At 69.5% G+C, this 17203-nt stretch carries 18 protein-coding genes and 1 pseudogene; 13 read left to right on the top strand and 6 right to left on the bottom strand.

The annotated features are described in order from the left end of the window. The first annotated feature begins 8 nt into the window (after positions 1–8). From SRB5_RS23185 to SRB5_RS35930, 4 genes and pseudogenes are all read left to right on the top strand, one after another. On the top strand, positions 9–596 hold the full coding sequence (locus SRB5_RS23185) for a histidine phosphatase family protein (RefSeq protein ID WP_153455157.1): 588 nt from the start codon (positions 9–11) through the stop codon (positions 594–596). 74 nt (positions 597–670) lie between these two features. Next, on the top strand, positions 671–1519 hold the full coding sequence (locus tag SRB5_RS23180) for an RCC1 domain-containing protein (RefSeq protein WP_153455155.1): 849 nt from the start codon (positions 671–673) through the stop codon (positions 1517–1519). A gap of 15 nt (positions 1520–1534) precedes the next feature. After that, a pseudogene (locus SRB5_RS37755) lies at positions 1535–1957 on the top strand (hypothetical protein); the annotation flags it as partial. 174 nt (positions 1958–2131) lie between these two features. Then, complete coding sequence (locus SRB5_RS35930) at positions 2132–2713, top strand: hypothetical protein (RefSeq protein ID WP_194293006.1); 582 nt, start codon at positions 2132–2134, stop codon at positions 2711–2713. 50 nt (positions 2714–2763) lie between these two features. Here SRB5_RS35930 and SRB5_RS23170 read toward each other — a convergent pair whose 3' ends face one another. After that, positions 2764–2955, bottom strand: coding sequence for a hypothetical protein (locus SRB5_RS23170; protein WP_153455151.1), 192 nt, complete (start codon positions 2953–2955; stop codon positions 2764–2766). A 322-nt stretch (positions 2956–3277) separates the two neighbouring features. On the opposite strand from SRB5_RS23170, the gene SRB5_RS23165 reads away from it, so the two are divergent. Next, positions 3278–3724: a hypothetical protein gene (locus SRB5_RS23165; protein ID WP_153455149.1), complete on the top strand. Its 447-nt coding sequence runs from the start codon at positions 3278–3280 to the stop codon at positions 3722–3724. Positions 3725–4043: 319 nt separating this feature from the next. On the opposite strand, the gene SRB5_RS23160 is transcribed toward SRB5_RS23165, so the two are convergent. Both SRB5_RS23160 and SRB5_RS23155 read right to left on the bottom strand, forming a co-directional pair. After that, positions 4044–4505 carry a DUF6294 family protein gene (locus SRB5_RS23160; RefSeq protein ID WP_153455147.1) on the bottom strand — a complete coding sequence of 154 codons (462 nt, stop codon included), beginning with the start codon at positions 4503–4505 and terminating at the stop codon, positions 4044–4046. Between the two features lie 300 nt (positions 4506–4805). After that, positions 4806–5819 (bottom strand): saccharopine dehydrogenase family protein, encoded by a 1014-nt coding sequence (locus SRB5_RS23155; RefSeq protein ID WP_153455145.1) that lies wholly within the window; start codon positions 5817–5819, stop codon positions 4806–4808. A gap of 102 nt (positions 5820–5921) precedes the next feature. Here SRB5_RS23155 and SRB5_RS23150 point away from each other — a divergent pair, with 102 nt between their 5' ends. Next, the gene (locus tag SRB5_RS23150) at positions 5922–6872 is read left to right on the top strand and encodes a helix-turn-helix domain-containing protein (RefSeq protein WP_153455143.1); all 951 of its coding nucleotides are present in this window, start codon (positions 5922–5924) and stop codon (positions 6870–6872) included. A gap of 4 nt (positions 6873–6876) precedes the next feature. On the opposite strand, the gene SRB5_RS23145 is transcribed toward SRB5_RS23150, so the two are convergent. After that, positions 6877–7383: a nuclear transport factor 2 family protein gene (locus SRB5_RS23145; protein WP_153455141.1), complete on the bottom strand. Its 507-nt coding sequence runs from the start codon at positions 7381–7383 to the stop codon at positions 6877–6879. A gap of 123 nt (positions 7384–7506) precedes the next feature. Between SRB5_RS23145 and SRB5_RS23140 the strand changes: the two genes are divergently transcribed. Continuing rightward, positions 7507–8400, top strand: coding sequence for a LysR family transcriptional regulator (locus SRB5_RS23140; RefSeq protein ID WP_153455139.1), 894 nt, complete (start codon positions 7507–7509; stop codon positions 8398–8400). A gap of 3 nt (positions 8401–8403) precedes the next feature. On the opposite strand, the gene SRB5_RS23135 is transcribed toward SRB5_RS23140, so the two are convergent. After that, on the bottom strand, positions 8404–9432 hold the full coding sequence (locus SRB5_RS23135) for a LacI family DNA-binding transcriptional regulator (RefSeq protein ID WP_153455137.1): 1029 nt from the start codon (positions 9430–9432) through the stop codon (positions 8404–8406). Positions 9433–9754: 322 nt separating this feature from the next. On the opposite strand from SRB5_RS23135, the gene SRB5_RS23130 reads away from it, so the two are divergent. From SRB5_RS23130 to SRB5_RS23115, 4 genes are all read left to right on the top strand, one after another. Continuing rightward, positions 9755–11065 (top strand): extracellular solute-binding protein, encoded by a 1311-nt coding sequence (locus SRB5_RS23130; RefSeq protein WP_153455135.1) that lies wholly within the window; start codon positions 9755–9757, stop codon positions 11063–11065. 85 nt (positions 11066–11150) lie between these two features. Beyond that, positions 11151–12131 (top strand): carbohydrate ABC transporter permease, encoded by a 981-nt coding sequence (locus SRB5_RS23125; protein WP_323378330.1) that lies wholly within the window; start codon positions 11151–11153, stop codon positions 12129–12131. A gap of 16 nt (positions 12132–12147) precedes the next feature. Continuing rightward, positions 12148–13056 (top strand): carbohydrate ABC transporter permease, encoded by a 909-nt coding sequence (locus SRB5_RS23120; protein WP_153455134.1) that lies wholly within the window; start codon positions 12148–12150, stop codon positions 13054–13056. Between the two features lie 53 nt (positions 13057–13109). After that, positions 13110–14561, top strand: a complete 1452-nt coding sequence (locus SRB5_RS23115) for a GH1 family beta-glucosidase (RefSeq protein WP_407703958.1) — start codon at positions 13110–13112, stop codon at positions 14559–14561. Positions 14562–14633: 72 nt separating this feature from the next. Here SRB5_RS23115 and SRB5_RS23110 read toward each other — a convergent pair whose 3' ends face one another. Further along, positions 14634–15161 carry a GNAT family N-acetyltransferase gene (locus tag SRB5_RS23110; RefSeq protein ID WP_323378329.1) on the bottom strand — a complete coding sequence of 176 codons (528 nt, stop codon included), beginning with the start codon at positions 15159–15161 and terminating at the stop codon, positions 14634–14636. A gap of 272 nt (positions 15162–15433) precedes the next feature. Between SRB5_RS23110 and kdpF the strand changes: the two genes are divergently transcribed. Beyond that, positions 15434–15523 carry a K(+)-transporting ATPase subunit F gene (gene kdpF / locus SRB5_RS23105; RefSeq protein WP_323378327.1) on the top strand — a complete coding sequence of 30 codons (90 nt, stop codon included), beginning with the start codon at positions 15434–15436 and terminating at the stop codon, positions 15521–15523. 9 nt (positions 15524–15532) lie between these two features. Further along, on the top strand, positions 15533–17194 hold the full coding sequence (gene kdpA / locus SRB5_RS23100; protein WP_153455132.1) for a potassium-transporting ATPase subunit KdpA: 1662 nt from the start codon (positions 15533–15535) through the stop codon (positions 17192–17194). Positions 17195–17203: the final 9 nt, after the last annotated feature.

Raw genomic sequence — 17203 nt, 5'->3', positions numbered from 1 at the left:
GCGCGGCTATGGGTGAGCTGATAGTGATCAGGCACGGTCAGACCGAGTGGAGTCTGTCGGGCCAGCACGCTGGGCGGACCGACGTTGCGCTGACGGAAGCGGGCGAGGCGGCGGCTCGTGGCCTTGCTCCGCGGTTGGCCCACCGCCGTCTGGTCGCCGTGTTCAGTAGTCCTCTGCGTCGTGCCGTGCGGACTGCTGAGCTCGCCGGGCTGACCGGCGTCAAGCCGGATCCCGACCTCGTGGAGTGGGACTACGGCGGTTACGAAGGCATGACCGCGGAGCAGATCCGTGACGCGAGGCCGGGGTGGGATTTGTGGAGGGACGGCGTCGTTTCCGGTGACGTCGGTCATCCCGGGGAGGAGCTGCAGCAGGTTGCTGCGCGTGTGGACGCGGTGCTGGGTCGCCTGCGGCCGTTGCTGAATGAGGGGGATGTCGCCGTGGTCGCGCACGGCCACCTGGCGCGTGTGCTCGCCGTGCGGTGGCTTGGCCTCGACGCGTCCGCGAGCCGGCTGCTCGGTCATCCGCATCCGGGCACTTTGAGCTTCTTGGGGACGGAGGACGGGCAACCCGTGATTTCCGCTTGGAACGTCCCGTAGGACTACGTCAACGCGCCCGATACAGACTGGTGCCGTGACGTTCTCGGCAGCGGGAGTCCGACAGGGGAGGTGGAATGGGTAACTCGTCGGTGCTGGCGGCCGGAAGGCGCCATTCGGTCGCGCGGCGTGAGGACGGATCCGTGGTCGCCGTCGGTAATTCGGCCGTCGGTGAATGCCGTGTCGCGGGGTGGGAAGGCGTCGTCGCGGTGGCCGCCGGGAATGTCCATGCCGCGACGAACACCGGTAGGTCTCATACGGTCGGACTCCGGTCGGACGGCACCGTGCTGGCAACCGGCTGGAACGGCGACGGGCAGTGTGATGTCGCCGGATGGCGGGATGTCGTGGCCGTTGCCGCAGGGTGGCGTCGGACGCTTGGGGTGCTCGGGAACGGGCGTGTGGTGGCCGTCGGGCGGGGGGCGGAAGGGCAGTGTGACGTGGGGTTCTGGCGTGAGATGGTCGCCGTCTCGTGTGGTGACTGGCATTCGGTTGGTTTGCGGTCGGACGGGTCCGTGGTGGCTGTGGGGAACGGGCGGCGGGGGCAGTGTGCCGTTGGGGGGTGGCGGGATCTGGTTGCCGTGTCGGCCGGGTATCTCCATACCGTCGGTCTCGGAAACGGTGGGCGGGTGGTGGCGACCGGAGCCCGGGGGAGTGGGGCGTGTGAGGTAGGTGAGTGGGAGGGCGTGGTGGCGCTCGATGCGGGCAGCTATCACACCGTCGGGGTCACTGCGTCCGGGCGGGTTCTCGCGGCGGGAGACAACCGTTTCGGGCAGTGCGACGTTGGTGAGTGGCGTGGCATTGTCGCTGTGGCGGCAGGTTCGACGCACACCCTTGGCCTGCGTGCCGACGGCACAGTCGTGGCTGCGGGGAACAACGCCGACGGGCAATGTGACGTCGGGGCCTGGTCTGGGGTTCGGGTTCCGTAGGTAGCCCGGTTCACCATGTGGGGCCACATGATTTCCCGAAACCGCTGGCTTGATCGCCAGGGATGTGCGGGGGCGCGCGGCGAACCCGCGTGCAACCACAACTCCCCAGCTCAATTAGGGAATCGGCGGCGGCTCCCGTTACGCTCGCGCCCAGACAACCCCATAAATGATCGACCCCGGCGGTGCTACCAACACCCCGGGGCCCGACAACGAAGAAAGCACTCTTCGATGCGAGTTCACCTTACCGCGCGCACGCGCGGCTTCACCGTCCTGGGTAACGAAGTCCTCCAGGACCGCCGCCTCAGCTTCACCGCCCGAGGGCTCCTCGGCTACCTTCTCTCCCTCCCCGACGGGACCCGTGAGGACGTACGCACTCTCGCCGAGAGGAACACCGGCCTCGGTCGTCAGAGCATCGCCAATGCCCTCGATGAGCTCGTCGAGTTGGGTTACTACGAGCGCCGCACCGTGCGGGGGACCGACGGGCGGGTCCGTACGCTGACCGCCGTGTATGACACTCCGCAGACCTCGGCGGAACCGATGCCCGGCCAACCGGGACCCGGTTCCTCGACACCCGGGGAATCGGGAACGTCCCCCCAGGGGGAAAAGAACCAGGTGAAAGAACCCACCCACCCCGCGCCCGCGCCCGTGCGCGAGATCCGCGCGCACGCGGGGGAGCGCGCCGACCAGCCGGCCGCCGCACCGCTGCCGGAGGAGCACGCCCCCGCCGCCGCCCTCCTCACCCGCCTGGCCCGCACCGAACCCCGCCTCACCCTCGGCGCCGCCGACACCCTCGCCCTGGCCCCGCTCGCCGCCCGCTGGCTGGAGCACGGCGTCACCGAGCTCGAAACGCGCAGCCTCCTCACCTCCGGCCTCCCACCCCGGATCCACAGCCCCCGCGCACTCCTCGCCGACCGCCTGACCCGCAAACTTCCCGCCCCACGGGCCCACTCCGACCCGTACGCCCCGGCCGCACCCCTACCGGAGTGCACATCCTGTGGCGCCCCGCTACACAGGGGCGCGCACGCCCGCGTCTGCGCCCGCTGTTCCACGCAGGCGCTGTCCGCGGGATCGCCCGGCCGGGTCGCCGGGCACGCCGAGGACGCGCCCTCAGCCGGCGTGCACGTCGTCGAACGCGCCGCCGAGCTTCGCGCCATCGTGCGCGCCGCACGGCCACACCATGCGCGAGCGGCGTGATCCGGTGCCTCTTGGGCGCGGGTCTGCCCAGGGAGGAGCGTGTGTGGACGTCAGCCGTTCTCGTCGTAGGCCCAGAAGCCGCGGTCATGGATCACGGGGAAGGTCTGGCGGGTGGTGGTGATCCAGGTCTCGATCCTGGCGTGTGACGTCCGGATGGCGGTGATCAGTCCCTCGATCACTTCCAGTTTTGACTCGCCCACGTTCCGGCGGAGTTCCTCCATGGAGACCTCTCGGTAGGTCATACCGAGTTGCCACCAGAACCGCATGAGGCAGCGGCACTCCTGGGGACGCCGATCGTCGGCGAGGCGATCGTGGACTATTCGCCGAACCCTCGCGCGCTGGTCGTCGTCACGAAACCCGTGGCTGAGATCAGTCAGAGACACATGCGGATAGTACGTGTGGGTGTGCGACCGGGTCGTGAAGCCGTGAGTGCCGTCGGGTGGTACCGCGGACCGTCTTTCCCGGGAGACCTCCCCCTCCACGCGACCGCGAACATGGTCCAATGACGGCGCACATCCCAGGCCATCCGGTGCTGGGGACGGCCGAGTTCCGAACGGGAGACGTATGACCGAGGAGGTGGCGGGCAGAGCCTTTCCTCTGTCGTATTGGCAGCCGAGGAGCCTGTCGGAGATCGGCTGCAGGGTGACCTGCGTCGAAGAAGTCGTTGTGCAAGCTGATCTGGCCGCACGTCTCTACCAGGTAGAGGGGGCAGGCTGCCTGGCCGGGGTCTCTCTGTGGAGGGGCGTCGACATCCCGGGGAAATCGCTCGGTATTGGCATCGGCCCGACTCGTTGGGCGATCATCCATACCGATGACGAGTTCTTTCAGACCGTGACGCGGGGTCCCCGGAGCGGGGAGCGAACTCTGCGTAAGGTGCAATTCGATGAATATTTGGAGATTCCGGGCGACTGCTTCATCGACAGGGAACTCGCGATCAACACCGTGTCATCGTGGATGAACGAGGAGGTGCTGTTGCCCGCAGCTGGCTTCTCCAACGACCTGTTCGGATAGAACCGCTGTCAGGCGAGATGGTCTTGTGACCGGATCAACCGAGACCCTGATCCCGAGCGCAGATGCATCCTGCAGAATTGTGGCGAGAAATTGGAGCGGGTAATCCCCACGGATTACCGACCCGTCGGTGCGCGAGGTCGGCGCTTGCATCGACTCGTCCTGCCTGTGTCGGGTATGAAGTTCGAGGCGCGCGCGGGTGGCGTTCGAGCCCCTTCCCGGTGCACCCAGAAGTAGCTCGACGAGATCGCGAAGTGGCTCAGAAGGTTCTGGGGCCTCTTCTCCTGTTGGGAAGAGGCCCCACCATAACTGTCCAGAATGGTCAGCAGTGCATCTGGTTCAGTCTGGCGGTATTGATGTGGTCGAAGAATACCACCGGGAAGGCGAATCCATGATTCCAGTCCTGGAAGCCCGGGCCAGGCATTTCCGGACCGACGACCTTCTCGGAGGTCCACAGTGTGGCACCGTTGAAGTCTCGAAGTGAGATCCCGCCGTAGAACACCCAGACATCGCCGGAGCCGAACGACGACGTCGCGACACGGGACTCGAAGCGAGCCCTTCCGTCTGACCAGAAGATGATCCTCAGTGGCTCAATGACGCAGTTCCCGACGCTGATCCGCGTACCCTCCGGCCACGGGCACGTTTTTTGTACGCGAGGTTCTCTGGAGATTTCGCGATCCGGCTCGATCGGGATTGAAATCGAGTCAACTGGGGGGTCATCGTTGCATTTTTTCGACTTGACGCCTTCCAGCCTTGCGGTGTCTTCGTTTGCGCTCTCTGTCATTGCGTTGCCTCTCCTGAGACCCGACTGGACTAGCGATGCGTAACCACAGAAACTCAAGGGCATCGCTATTCGGTCACACAAGACACTGTGCGGCAGCGGCCAAGTCGGCGCATCTACAACACGACCTCACCATGGACTGTCCCACAATGGCGGCCGAGGCCCGGACCGGGTGCTGGGCCCGATTCTCGCGGGACTTCGACGCGAGGTCGTGGCAGCCACGGACACGCCGGAGCCGTGTCCGTGTAGACGCCATCCAGTTGCCTTACCCGACCTGATGCCGGCGCCATCCGACCGCAGCCCTCACGACAGCTCCACCGCGATATGCGGAGCAAGCGCCCGCAGGAAATCCCCCGCGTCGAACAGCTCCCCAGCCGAAGCAACCCCCGTCGTCCGCGTCCGCCCGGAGAGGATCCGCTCCACCGCCTCCACCGCCAACGGCGCCGTCACCGCATAAATGTCCTGCCCCCTCGCCACAGCACGCCGCTCGGCGCCGTCGGAGCGGACCACGACATCCACCACGAACGTCTGCCCGGACCGCCCGCGCTCGTCGACCGCCGAAGGCGACGGTGTCTCCGGCGACGCCAGGTCACCGGCCGCCTCCGTGGTCATATACGTCCGGACTTCCGGAACCGCGAGATGGCTCGGGATCGTGACGACGTCCGCCATCGTGAACTCCCCGATCACCGACCGCATGCCCAGCGGCTCGGGGAACGGCCACTTCAGCGTGGGCAGCGCGTCGTCGTGATACGTCAGCCGACCGTCCGTGAACCGCACCCGGCGCCCGTTCCGCCGCTCCCCGGAGACCTTGCCCGCCGCGCGGGTGCCCTCCGTGGGGTGCCAGCTGTCGAGGCCGTACGCGACGTGCACCTCGTCCGCCGACGTCCAGTCGCCCATCGCGGCCGTCGTCAGGAGGTCGCCCAGCCCGCCGTAGAACGCCATCGCCGGGAGGACCGTCACGTCCCCGGCCCGGTCCCCGAAGTCCGCGAACGTGTCCGCGTTGGCCTCGATCTCCGCCGCCACGTCCACGTACGGGATACGGGCCCGCAGCGCCGCCTCGATCACCGGAGCCGCCGTCGTCGCGAACGGCCCCGCGCAGTTGATCACGGCGTCGGCGCCGGACAGCGCACCGTCGAGCGAGGCAGGGTCGTCCACCGACGCCGTACGAGCCTCGAGCCCGGGGTAAGACGCCGCCAGGTCACCCAGCTTGGCGCCGTCACGCCCGACCAGCACCGGTGTGAACCCCCGCTCCAGCAGCCGCGCCACCACGAACCGCCCCGTGTGCCCGTACGCACCGAATACCGCAACCGAACCCATGGTTCCCGTCCTCGCCCTCGAATCGATCAACGAGAACCATCCTGCTGGGACGGGCACCCGGCCACCAGCGTCCGGAACGACATGCCCCGTACAATTCCCGACATGAACTCAGTCGCCCTCGTCGCCACCGACGGCATGCTGCACTTCGAACTGTCCCTCGCCCACGAGGTCTTCGGCTCCGCCCCCGACGCCGTCCCCGGCCCCTGGTACGACCTCGACGTCTGCGGACCGGCCCCCGTCCGCTTCGGCCGCTTCCTGCTCGAGCCCGATCACGGCCTCGACCGGCTCCCGAGCGCCCACACCGTGATCGTCCCCGGCTGGGACGACATCGACGGCGATCTGCCCGCCGACCTGGTGGACGCCGTACGCGCCGCCCACGAGGCCGGCGCCCGCATCGCCTCCCTGTGCACCGGCGCCTTCGTACTGGCCGCCGCCGGGCTGCTGGACGGCAAGCGCGCGACCACCCACTGGGCCCACACCGACGCCCTGGCCGCGAGATACCCGCGGGTCGAGGTCGACCCCGACGTCCTCTACGTCGACAACGGCACCGTCCTCACCTCCGCCGGCAAGGCCGCCGCGATGGACCTGTGCCTCCACCTCATCCGCCTCGACCACGGCTCCGCCGTCGCCAACATCGCCGCCCGCCGGCTCGTCGTACCCCCGCACCGGGCCGGCGGGCAGGCCCAGTTCGTCACCACACCGGTCCCCGCCCGCGACGACCATCCGCTCGCCGACCTGCTCCCGTGGGTCCTGGAGCGCCTGGACCAGCCGCTGACCGTGGAGGACCTGGCCCGCCGGGCGCGGATGAGCTCGCGCCATCTGACCCGCCACTTCCACGCCGCGACCGGCACCACCCCGCTGCAGTGGCTGCACACCCAGCGCATCCGCCGCGCCCAGGAACTCCTCGAGCACACCGACGACAGCGTCGACCGCATCGCGGACACGACCGGCATGGGCACCGCGACCACCCTGCGCCGCCACTTCAACCGCACGGTCGGCGTGCCCCCGGACAGCTACCGCCGCACGTTCCGCTCACGGGCGCGCGAGGCGTAGGGACTCAGCCGAAGATCGCGGTGGGTTCGCCGGTGTACCAGGCATTGGCGATCCGAAGCCGCCGGATGACCCAGCGCGAGCCCTCGCGGACCAGCTCGACGTCGTACGGGTTCTTCAGCAGCGCGTGTACGGCGGGATCGGCGACGAGCAGGTGCTGGGCCTCCACCAGCGCGGTGAGCCGCGCGGTGTCGCCCTCGATCGCGATCCGGACGTTGGTGACCTGGTGCGTGGTGTCCACCCGGCCGGTGAACAGGGCCAGAATGGTGCCGACGATGCTGTCGCGCCCTGTCATCAGCGGCGGTTCGCCTCCCCATTTGGCGGCGGCCGGGCGGAAGTCCAGCTCGGCGTCGGCGGCGAAGGCCGAGGCGAAGAGGTCCTTGTCCTTGAGGTCCTGGCCCAGGCCGAAGCGGTACAGCGCGTCGGTGATCTCCGCACGGTCCCCGAGTTCCGCGACGACCGCGGCGGTGTCGTCGGCGGGGGCGGTCAGGGCGCGGTCGTGGGTGACGTACATGATGTTCTCCCGGGCAGGTGGTGGGCCTCTCGACGCCTTCGATCCTGCTGCGGTCCGAAAAGCGCATCAACGCGCATCCGCGCAACAATCGTGAAGCCCCGATTAACGACGGGAGGGCGAGGGATGCTGGAACGGCACGAGCTCGAGGCGTTCCTGACGCTCGCCGAGGAGCTGCACTTCGGCCGCACCGCCGCGCGGCTGCACGTCTCCACGGCCCGGATCAGCCAGATCATCGCCAAACTCGAGCGCCGTATCGGCGTCCCCCTGTTCAACCGCACCAGCCGCCGGGTGGAGCTCTCCCCCGTGGGACGGGAGCTGTACGAGGAGACCCGTCCCGCCTGGTCCCGGATCACCGCCGCGGTCGAGCGGGCCGTCGACGCCGGACGCGGGCTGACCGGCCTGCTGCGGGTCGCCTTCACCGGACCGGCGGCCGGCCAGCTGCTTGCCGGGGCCGCCCAGGCGTTCCGTGAACGGCACCCCGACTGCGAGGTCCGGCTCAAGGAGGCGCACCTGCCGCAGGTCCTGCCCTGGCTGCGCGACGGCGCCGCGGACCTGGCGCTGACCTGCCATCCCATGCGCGAGGACGGCATCACCATGGGACCGGTCCTGGTACGGGAGGCGCGTATGCTCGCCGTACCGACAGCGCACCCCTTCGCCCGCCGCGCTACCGTCTCCGCCGAGGACCTGGCCCGCGTCACCGTACTGCGGCTGCCCGACACGCTCCCGGAATCCCTGCGCGACGACCTCGCACCACGCCTGACCCCCTCGGGCAAGCCCATCACCCCCGGCCCCTCGGCGGCGACCTGCAACGAGACGCTGACCCTCGTCGGCGCCGGGGAGGGTGTCTTCACCGTCGGCGCCCACACCAGGCGCTACTTCGCCCGCCCCGACGTCGTCTACGTCCCCTTCGAGGACGCCCCGCCCGTGGAATGGGGCCTTGTATGGCCCGCCGACGGCGCGACGGCCCGCGTCCGCGCCTTCAGCGAGACGGCGCTCGGCCTGGTGCGGAACACCTGACCGTCACCGGCGCGGCGCTGTCGATTCCCGTACGACCAGCTCCGTGGGCAGCACCCGGTGGGTGTGGCCCGCGCCCGGGTCGGCGATCTCCGCCAGCAGGATGCGGGTGATGGTGGAGCCGAGCTCCTCGACCGGCTGGCGGACGCTGGTGAGGGGCGGATAGGCGTAGCGGGCGATGTAGGAGTCGTCGAAGCCGACGAGGGCGACGTCGTCGGGGACCCGGCGGCCCTGGCGGCGCAGCTCCAGCATGGCGCCGACCGCCATCACGTCGGAGGCGGCGAAGACGGCGTCGATCCGCGGGTTGCGTTCAAGAAGTGATCGCATGGCGGCCATGCCGCCCTCCTCGGTGAAGTCCGCCGTGGCGACGGGGCAGTCCTCGACCGCGAGGCCCGCCTCGTCCATTGCGTCCTGCCAGCCGCGCAGCCTGCTGCGGCCCACCTCCATGTCCAGGGGGCCGGTGATGGTGGCGATCGTGGTGCGGCCGCAGGCGACGAGATGGCGGCCGGCCTCCCGGGCGCCGCCCAGGTTGTCGGAGCAGGCGTAGCTCAGGGACTCGTCGGCGTCGCGGCGGCCGGCCAGGACGGTCGGCAGGCCCAGGTGCTCGAGGATGTCCGGGAGCGGGTCGTGCCGGCGGACGGAGAGGAGCAGGACGCCGTCCACGCGGCGCTCGGCGACATGGCCGGTGAGCTGGTCGCGCTCGTCGCGGTCGCGGACCAGGACCAGCTGGAGCTGGGTGCGGGTGTCGCGCAGGGCGGCGCTCACCCCGCGGATCACGGCGGAGAAGTAGGGCTCGGCGCCGACCTTGCTCTCGGCCTCCGGGATCACCAGGGCGATGGAGTTCGTCCGCCGGGTCACCAGGCCGCGGGCCACCGAGTTCGGGACGTAGTTGAGCTCGGCGATGGCCGCGAGGACGGCGGCCTTGGCCTCGTCGCTGACGAGCTCGGAACCGTTGATCACCCGTGACACCGTGGTGCGTCCGACGCCGGCGCGTGCGGCCACGGTCTTGATGGTCGGCCGGTGCTGTGCCCCCATGTCTTTCCCCTCGTCCACCAACGGCTGCACGCCGTTCGCGAGTGCGATTGTGCCAGATGGCGGCGGTGTACGAGCCGTCCGCCGGGGAGTTGCGCGGCCGGACGCGGGACATGTCCCGGCAACGGAATGGATTCAAGTTCTTGACACGGTGTCCGACTCGGGGTCACTCTTCGAACGCGCCATGGGAACGTTCCCACCCCAAAATGGGAACGTTCCCACCAGTCGTTGGGAACGTTCCCAAGCCCTGCCGGACCCTCGTCGGCAGGCCGGCTGGTCCATCTCGCCGGTGCGTCCGAGCCGCGCCGCCCCAGAGAGGACGTTCATGAAGAAGACCCGGAAGCTGATGCGCACGAGAGGCGCCGCCGTCGTCTCGGTGGTGACGGCCCTCGGCCTGCTCACCGCCTGCGGCGGCGAGAGCGGAGGTACCGGCGGAGGAACCAAGGACGGCAAGACCACCATCACCATGGGGCTGTTCGGGGTGATGGGCATCAAGGAGTCCGGGATCCTCGACGAGTACCAGAAGCAGCACCCGAACGTCATCATCAAGGCCGACATCGCCGGTGACGAGCAGACGTACTACACGGCCCTGCAGACCCACATGACGGCCAACAGCGGCCTCAAGGACATCCAGGGCATCGAGATCGGCCGCGCCAAGGAACTCCTCGACACCCGCGCCGACCGCTTCGTCGACCTGTCGAAGCTGCCCGGCACGGACCACTTCCTGCCCTGGAAGCAGAGCCAGGTCACGGGCAAGGACGGCAAGGTCATAGGCGTCGGCACGGACACCGGCCCGCTGGCCGTCTGCTACCGCAAGGACTACTTCGAGCAGGCCGGACTGCCGACCGACCGCGAGGCCGTCGCCGAGCTGTGGGCGGGCGACTGGAAGAAGTACGTCGAGGTGGGCAAGCAGTTCAAGGCCGGGTACAAGGGCGGCAAGGTCGCCTACATGGACGCCTCCAGCGGTCTGTTCAACGCCATGATCTACGGCGACTCCCAGCAGTTCTACGACAAGTCCGGCGAGCTCATCTACCAGGACAACCCCACGATCACCGGGGCCTGGGACCTGGCCTCGGAGGCCGCCGCCTCGGGGCTGAGCGCCAAGCTGCGCCAGTTCCAGGCCGGCTGGGACCCGGGCCTGGCCAACGGCACCTTCGCCACGGCGGTGTGCCCGGCGTGGATGCTCGCCCACATCAGTGAGAAGGCCGGCCCGAAGAACTCCGGCAAGTGGGACGTCGCCAAGGCCCCCAAGGGCGCCAGCTGGGGCGGTTCCTTCCTCGGCGTGATGGAGAAGAGCCCGGTCAAGGAGGAGGCGAAGAAGCTCGTCGCCTGGCTGACGGCGCCCGAGCAGCAGGCCCGGATCTTCGAGTCGCTGGGCAACTTCCCCTCCTCGCAGGAGGCGCTGACCGCGCCCGAGGTCGTGAACATGAAGTCCGAGTACTTCTCCGGGGCCCCGATCGGGCAGATCTTCGCGGCCGCCGCCGAGGACATGCCGAAGGAGCAGGTCCTGGGCCCGAAGGACGGGACGATCAAGGACATCTTCTCCCAGGCGCTGAGCCTGATCGAGTCGTCCGGCAAGAGCGCCGACGAGGCGTGGCAGACCGCCGGCGAGCGGATCGACAAGGCCGTCGGCTGACCCGACTCCCGGCGGCCGCCCGCACCGACGGCGGGCGGCCGCCGGGATCCTCGCGCACGTCCACCCACCCACGTAAGGACACCCGGTGGCCTCTCATACCTCGAGCGCCCCGCCGCCTGCCGCGGACAAGAACGCCGGACCCGGGGCGGACCGGCGCGCCGGCCTGCTGCACCGCCTGGACGTCAGGGGCGCGCCGTACGCCTTCGTCGTCCCTTTCTTCGCGGTCTTCGCCGCCTTCAGCTTCTACCCGCTGGTCTACACGGCGTGGATCTCCCTGCACGACGTCGACCTCGCGACCATGGACATCATGGAGTGGGTCGCGTTCGACAACTACACCGACCTCCTGACGGACGAGCGCTTCTGGAACGCCCTGCTCAACACCGTCACCATCGGCGTCTTCTCCACCGTGCCGCAGCTCCTCATGGCGCTCGGGCTGGCGCATCTGCTGAACTACCGGCTGCGCGGCTCGACGTTCTTCCGGGTCGCCGCGCTGACGCCGTACGCGACGTCGGTGGGCGCCGCGGCGCTGGTGTTCACCATGCTCTTCGAGCGTGACTTCGGCATGATCAACTGGGCGCTCGGCGCGGTGGGCTTCGGCGAGATCGACTGGGAGAACCACAAGTGGGCCGCCCAGCTGGCGATCTCCTCCATCGTCATCTGGCGCTGGACCGGCTACAACGCCCTGCTCTACCTGGCCGCCATGCAGGCCATCCCGCGTGACCGCTTCGAGGCCGCCGCCATCGACGGCGCCTCGCGCTGGCAGCAGTTCCTGAAGGTCACCATCCCCGGGATCCGGCCGACGATCGTCTTCACGATCGTGCTGTCCACCATCGGCGCCACCCAGCTCTTCGGCGAGCCGCTGATCTTCGGCCAGGGGCCGAACGGCATCAGCGGCGGGGCCGACAACCAGTACCAGACCCTCGGTCTGCTGCTGTACGAGGAGGGCTGGAAGTTCTACCACATGGGCCGCGCGGCGACCGTGGCCTGGGTCATGTTCATGCTGCTCATCATCGTCTTCGTCCTGCAGCGCCTGCTCAGCCGGTGGCGCTCGGCGCGCACGTCCTGACCGGGAGATGCCACCCATGACCACCGAAACCCTTCGGGCCCCCCGTCTCGAGACACCTCCCGGCGGGCGCCGCGGTCCGCGGCTGCCCGTCAGGATCCGCGCCGGGCGGCAGCATCACGCCGGCCCGGTCGCGTACATCCTGCTCGGCATCGCCACCCTCGCCTCGCTCTTCCCGCTGTACTGGACGATGGTGGCCGCCTCGACCGACAACACCCGGGTTACCCAGAGCCCGCCGCCGTTCCTGCCCGGCCCCAATCTCTTCGAGAACCTGGGGAAGGCCTGGACGGACGCGGCGATGGGCCGGGCGATGATCAACAGCATGATCGTGGCCGGCGCCATCGCGACCTCCACCGTGCTGTTCGCCACGCTCGCCGGATTCGCCTTCGCCAAGCTGCGGTTCAAGGGGCGCAACGTCCTGCTGATGCTCGTCATCGGGACGATGATGGTGCCGCCGCAGCTCGCGGTGGTGCCGCTGTTCATGATGATGACCGAGCTCGGGTGGGGGCAGAAGCTGCCCGCCGTCATCTTCCCGACCCTGGTCAGCGCCGTCGGCGTGTTCTTCATGCGGCAGTATCTGAGCGACGCGCTGCCCGACGAACTCGTCGAGGCCGGGCGGGTGGACGGCGCCCATTCGCTCCGTATCTTCTGGAGCATCGTGCTGCCGGTCGCGCGGCCCGCCATGGCCGTGCTGTTCATGATCACATTCGTGCACGCGTGGAACGACTTCTTCTGGCCGTACATCGTGCTGGACATGACCAACCCCACCGTCCCCGTGGCCCTCACCCAGCTCAGTGCCGGATATGTCCGCGATCAATCCGTCATTATGGCTGGAGCACTGTTGGGAACGCTCCCATTGCTGGTCATGTTCGTCGTCTTCGGCCGCCGGATCGTCGGCGGCATCATGCAGGGCGCGGTCAAGGGCTAGCCCTCCGCCCCACCCCTGAAGTGCTGTGACATCGCTCGTTCGGAAGGAACCCCGTGGCAACCGCAGTCGGACATCTCGCGTCCCAGGCCGGGTCGCACAAGATCCTGGCCTTTCCCCCGCTGTTTCTCTGGGGCACGGCCACCGCCGCCTACCAGATCGAGGGTGCCGCCGCCGCGGACGGGCGCACCCCCTCCATCTGGGACACCTACTCCCGTATTCCCGGCAAGGTCCGCAACGGTGACACCGGTGACGTGGCCACCGACCACTACCACCGGTGGCGCGAGGACGTCGCGATCATGGCCGACCTCGGCGTGGGCGCGTACCGCTTCTCCCTCGCCTGGCCCCGGATCCAGCCCACCGGCCGCGGCCCCGCCGTACAGCAGGGGCTGGACTTCTACCGCAGGCTCACCGACGAGCTGCTCGACAAGGGCATCCAGCCGGTCGCCACCCTCTACCACTGGGACCTCCCGCAGCACCTCGAGGACGCCGGCGGCTGGCCCGAGCGCGTCACGGCGGAGCGGTTCGCCGAGTACGCGGGCCTGGCCGCGCAGGCCCTGGGCGACAGGGTGCGGACGTGGACCACCCTGAACGAGCCGTGGTGCAGCTCCTTCCTCGGCTACGGCTCCGGCGTGCACGCCCCCGGCCGCACCGACCCGGTGGCCGCGCTGCGCGCCGCGCACCACCTCAACCTGGGCCACGGCCTCGCCGTGCAGGCGCTGCGCGCGACCCTGCCCCGTACCGCCGAGGTCTCGGTCACGCTCAACTTCCACCAGGTCAGACCGCTCACCGAGAGCGCGCAGGACGCCGACGCCGCCCGCCGGATCGACGCCCTCGCCAACCGCACCTTCACCGGCCCCATGCTCCACGGCGCCTACCCGGAGGACCTCCTCGAGGACACCGCGGCGCTGACCGACTGGTCCTTCGTCCGCCGCGGCGACCTGGAGGCGATCCACCAGCCGCTCGACTTCCTCGGCGTCAACTACTACACGCCCACCGTCGTCTCCGGCGGCTCGGCCGGCACCAGCCACGGCGCGGACGGCCACGGCAACAGCGCGTACAGCCCGTGGCCGGCGGCCGACGACGTCGTCTTCCACCAGCCGCCCGGCTCCACCACGGCGATGGGCTGGGCCGTCGACCCGTCCGGCCTGGGTGACCTGCTGCTGAAGCTCAAGGCCGAGGTCCCCGAACTCCCGCTGCTGGTCACGGAGAACGGCGCCGCGTTCGACGACTACGTCAACCCGCAGGGCGAGGTGAACGACCCCGACCGGATCGCCTACCTCGAGGGCCACCTCGCGGCGGTCCACGGCGCGATCCAGGCGGGCGTGGACGTACGCGGCTACTTCCTGTGGTCGCTGCTGGACAACTTCGAGTGGGGCTACGGCTACAGCAAGCGCTTCGGCGCCGTGTACGTCGACTACCCCACCGGCAAGCGGATCCCGAAGGCCAGCGCCCGCTGGTACGCCGGGGTCGCGCGCGCGAACGAGCTGCGCCTGTCGCGGGCGTAGCCGGCCCGCCGCCGGTCTGCAGCCGGCGGTGGAGGGGCCGGCGGTGGCGGGGTGTCCGCCCGCCATCGCCGGTCAGGCGCTCGGGCGGCGGACGTGCAGATGGCCGTCGTGGGGGTACGCGGGCGGCGCGGCCGGCAGGGTCCGGTCGTACGCGTACCCGCCCCGCTCCGCCACGCGGCACGAGGCGGCGTTGTCCACCTGGTGCAGGAGCTCGAGGCGGGTCAGCCCGGCGTCGAAGGCCCAGGTCGTGACCGCCTCCAGGGCGCGGCCCGCCACTCCCTTCCCGCGCGCCCGCGGAACGGTCCAGTAGCCCACCTCGGCACGGGGCCCCGCGATCTTCAGCACGACGTGGCCGACCGGCGCAAGGCCCTCGAGCACGGCGAACGCGAATCGCTCCCCGGACTCCCGGCCGCGGTTCTGGGTCCGTACCCATTCCGCCGCCTGTGCCTCGTCCGACACGGGGGTGTTGGTCCAGCGGAGCAGGTCCGGGTCCCGGCCGATCGCGACCAGCGCCGGCACGTCCGCCGGCCGCCAGGGGCGCAGGGCGAGGCCGGGGGCGGTCGGCGGGGCGGCCGTGCGGAGGGTGGCGGTGTGAGTCACCGGGTGATCATATGCGGGTGGTCGCGGCCGAGGGTTTTGCCCCGATCAGCCATATTTGGTCCCGAGACCGTTAGGAAGGCGTCAAAGCCCGATCAAGGCGCGTAAGGGACCTGTCAAGGACCGATCACATCCGGCCGTACCGGCTGTTTCCTCGAGTGGTCAGACACCTACGACTCACTCAGGGAGCACACGATGGCCGACGTGGCCTTCGTCGTCACCATGATCGCGGTCTTCGCGCTGGTGGCACTTGTCGCGAAGGGGGTGACGAAGCTGTGACCGCCGAGAACATCATCGGCCTGATCGTGGCCGTCGCACTCCTCGGATACCTGGTCCTCGCCCTCGTCCACCCGGAGAGGTTCTAGGTCAGCGCCATGAGTCCCGTCCTTTCCGGCGCAGTGCAGCTTTCCGCACTCGCCGCGGCACTGGCCCTGGTCATCCGTCCGCTGGGTGACTACATGGCCACGATGTACTCCTCGAACCGGCACCTGAGGGTCGAACGGTGGATATACAAGGCCATCGGCGCCAACCCCGACACCGAGATGCGCTGGCCCGCCTATCTGCGCGGCGTGCTCGCCTTCTCCCTGGCCTCCCTGCTGTTCCTCTACGGGCTGCAGCGGTTCCAGGGCTCGCTGCCCGGCTCGCTGGGCTTCTCCTCCATCGACCCGGACCAGGCGTTCAACACCGCCGCCTCGTTCGTGGCCAACACCAACTGGCAGTCGTACTACGGCGAGCAGGCCATGGGCCACGTCGTACAGACCGGCGGCCTGGCGGTGCAGAACTTCGTCTCCGCGGCCGTCGGCATGGCGGTGGCGGTGGCGCTGGTCCGCGGCTTCGCCCGCACCCGTACCGGCGAGCTCGGCAACTTCTGGTCCGACCTGGTCCGCGGCGTCGTCCGCATCCTGGTGCCGATCGCGGTGGTCGCCGCGGTCGTGCTGGTCGCCACCGGTGCCATCCAGAACTTCTCCGGCATCCACGAGGTCGGCCAGTTCTCCGGCGGCACCCAGGAGTGGAACGGCGGCGCCGTGGCCTCGCAGGAGGTCATCAAGGAGCTGGGCACCAACGGCGGCGGCTACTTCAACGCCAACTCCGCCCACCCGTTCGAGAACCCCAATGCCTTCTCGAACCTCCTCGAGGTGTTCCTGATCCTCGTCATCCCGTTCTCCCTGACCCGCACCTTCGGCCGGATGGTCGGCAGCGTGAAGCAGGGGTACGCGATCCTCGCCACGATGGCCGTCATCTGGCTCGGCTTCACCGCCCTGATGATGTGGACCGAGTTCCACGGCGGCGGCCCGGCGTTCGAGGCGGCCGGCGGGGCGATGGAGGGCAAGGAGGACCGGTTCGGCATCGGCGGCTCGGCGATCTTCTCGGTCGCCACCACGCTGACCTCGACCGGCGCGGTCAACTCCTTCCACTCCTCCAACACCGCCTTCGGCGGCGGCATCAACCTGCTGGGCATGCAGCTCGGCGAGATCGCCCCCGGCGGTGTGGGCTCCGGCCTCTACGGCATGCTGATCATGGCGGTGATTGCCGTGTTCCTCGCCGGCCTGATGGTCGGCCGGACGCCCGAGTACCTGGGCAAGAAGATCGGTACCCGCGAGATCAAGTTCGCCGCCTGCTACATCCTCGTCACCCCGGCGCTGGTCCTGGGCTTCACCGCCGCCTCGATGGCGCTGCCCACCCCGCCGGACTCCATGACGAACACGGGCGCGCACGGCTTCTCCGAGGTCCTGTACGCCTTCACCTCCGGCGCCAACAACAACGGCTCCGCGTTCGCCGGGCTGAACGCCGACACCCAGTGGTTCAACACCACCGTGGGTCTGGCCATGCTCCTCGGCCGCTTCCTGCCCATGGTGTTCGTCCTGGCTCTGGCCGGTTCGCTCGCCGAGCAGAAGCCGGTCCCGGAGACGGCGGGCACCCTGCGTACCGAGAAGCCGATGTTCACCGGCCTCCTGGTCGGCTCCATCCTGATCATCACCGGTCTGACCTACTTCCCGGCCCTGGCCCTCGGCCCGCTCGCGGAAGGTCTGGCGTGATGTCGACCC

The organism is Streptomyces smaragdinus, from assembly GCF_009604385.1.
Classification (GTDB): Bacteria; Actinomycetota; Actinomycetes; order Streptomycetales; family Streptomycetaceae; genus Streptomyces; species Streptomyces smaragdinus.
This window is presented reverse-complemented; position numbering and strand designations above follow the sequence as displayed.